This is a genomic window from Catalinimonas locisalis, from assembly GCF_038039535.1.
Lineage (GTDB): Bacteria > Bacteroidota > Bacteroidia > Cytophagales > Cyclobacteriaceae > Catalinimonas.
Genome location: NZ_JBBPHP010000107.1, coordinates 1 through 1236 on the forward strand (window position 1 = coordinate 1; position 1236 = coordinate 1236).

Here is a 1236-nt window from a genome sequence, read left to right on the forward strand (position 1 = left end):
TAAAGCCAGCAAGATGAAGCAGAATATCTCATCAAAAAGTCACATCTTGCCTCTACGACCGGTAGCTTTAACGTTGGCAGTGAGCAGAAAAAGAAAAAATGGCAACCAGTTTTGTAAAATATAGAGAATTTGGCTTTTGGGCTAAGGACAGCTTCTTAGAGGGGTTACTCTATTTATCTGTCAGGGAACTTAAAGTAAAAGTCTCTAATAAAGAGTGGCTTGTTGATATAGTTGAGGATTGGATTTTTGCATCTACTGTTGGATATGTAGGCTGTATACCGGTAGACTTAGATAAGAAATTTGATTCAGAGGAAAAGAGGTTACTGTTGATATCTGTGCTCCAGAATATAATTGCATCTTTAGAAACTGAAGATAATTATCTGACAGTAGAAGAACTAAATAAAAATAAAATTGGAACAGGTGGGTGGCAAAAAATAAACACTAATGGATTCATAGATACTGCTAAACAAATGTTAAAACTGATGAGTGGAGATTTACGAACCAATGCATCAAGCCCTATAGATTACCTAGAAAATTAGAAATGCCCACTGCCAACAACGCTCAGCCACCATACTTCGGCTAAAGCCTTCGTCGGCGGCTGCGCAAACGTTAGGGCACATAGGATTTGAAAAGACGAGGTATATTACTGATATTGATAATAAAATTTACAAGAAATGAAAACAGCCATATTATCAAGCGAATCTGATTCCGATATAAAACTGCTTATAGAGTTAGCAAATAAACTAGGAATCAAAACTAAAATCTTAACAAAAGAAGACGCCGAAGATTTAGCGATGGTATATGCCATTGAAAAAGGCAAGACTGGGGAGTATGTGGATACTCAAGATTTTATCAAAAGTCTTCGTCAATGAACGTTCGGATTGACAAGTCATTTGAAAAAGACATCAAAAAGATAAAGGATAAGAAATTACTCACGAAAATAGCAGATACGATAGAACAGGCGCAGGCTGCTATCAGCAGTGATGCGATTAAGAACATAAAGAAGCTGAAAGGATCAAACAGTTATTATCGTATTAGAATAGGAAATTACAGAATTGGTATTGCGGTTGAAGGAGATACGATAGATTTTATCAGGTTCCTACCCAGAAAAGATATTTACAAATACTTTCCGTAGAAATAGGAAGGGAACACGTGCCCTAATCGTGTAGACGGCTGACAGTCAATTGACTGCCAGTGCGCCTCACACACCACTCAGCGTACGGGTCTCGTACTGAG

3 protein-coding genes are annotated in these 1236 nt (G+C 37.6%); all 3 read left to right on the plus strand.

What is annotated here, in order from left to right:
• Positions 1 to 98: 98 nt before the first annotated feature.
• The 3 genes from WJR50_RS34065 (at position 99) to WJR50_RS34075 (ending at position 1135) form a co-directional block, all read left to right on the plus strand.
• Positions 99 to 539 carry a hypothetical protein gene (locus WJR50_RS34065; protein ID WP_341297791.1) on the plus strand — a complete coding sequence of 147 codons (441 nt, stop codon included), beginning with the start codon at positions 99 to 101 and terminating at the stop codon, positions 537 to 539.
• Positions 540 to 674: 135 nt separating this feature from the next.
• On the plus strand, positions 675 to 872 hold the full coding sequence (locus WJR50_RS34070; protein WP_341297792.1) for a hypothetical protein: 198 nt from the start codon (positions 675 to 677) through the stop codon (positions 870 to 872).
• Positions 869 to 1135: a type II toxin-antitoxin system RelE family toxin gene (locus WJR50_RS34075; protein WP_341297793.1), complete on the plus strand. Its 267-nt coding sequence runs from the start codon at positions 869 to 871 to the stop codon at positions 1133 to 1135. The genes WJR50_RS34070 and WJR50_RS34075 overlap by 4 nt, the downstream gene beginning before the upstream one ends.
• The last annotated feature ends 101 nt before the right edge of the window (positions 1136 to 1236 follow it).

Bases quoted from the DNA above. Each gene is read 5' to 3' on its own strand.
- WJR50_RS34070 (WP_341297792.1), top strand. From the start codon at position 675: ATGAAAACAGCCATATTATCAAGCGAATCTGATTCCGATATAAAACTG.
- WJR50_RS34075 (WP_341297793.1), top strand. From the start codon at position 869: ATGAACGTTCGGATTGACAAGTCATTTGAAAAAGACATCAAAAAGATA.
- WJR50_RS34065 (WP_341297791.1), top strand. From the start codon at position 99: ATGGCAACCAGTTTTGTAAAATATAGAGAATTTGGCTTTTGGGCTAAG.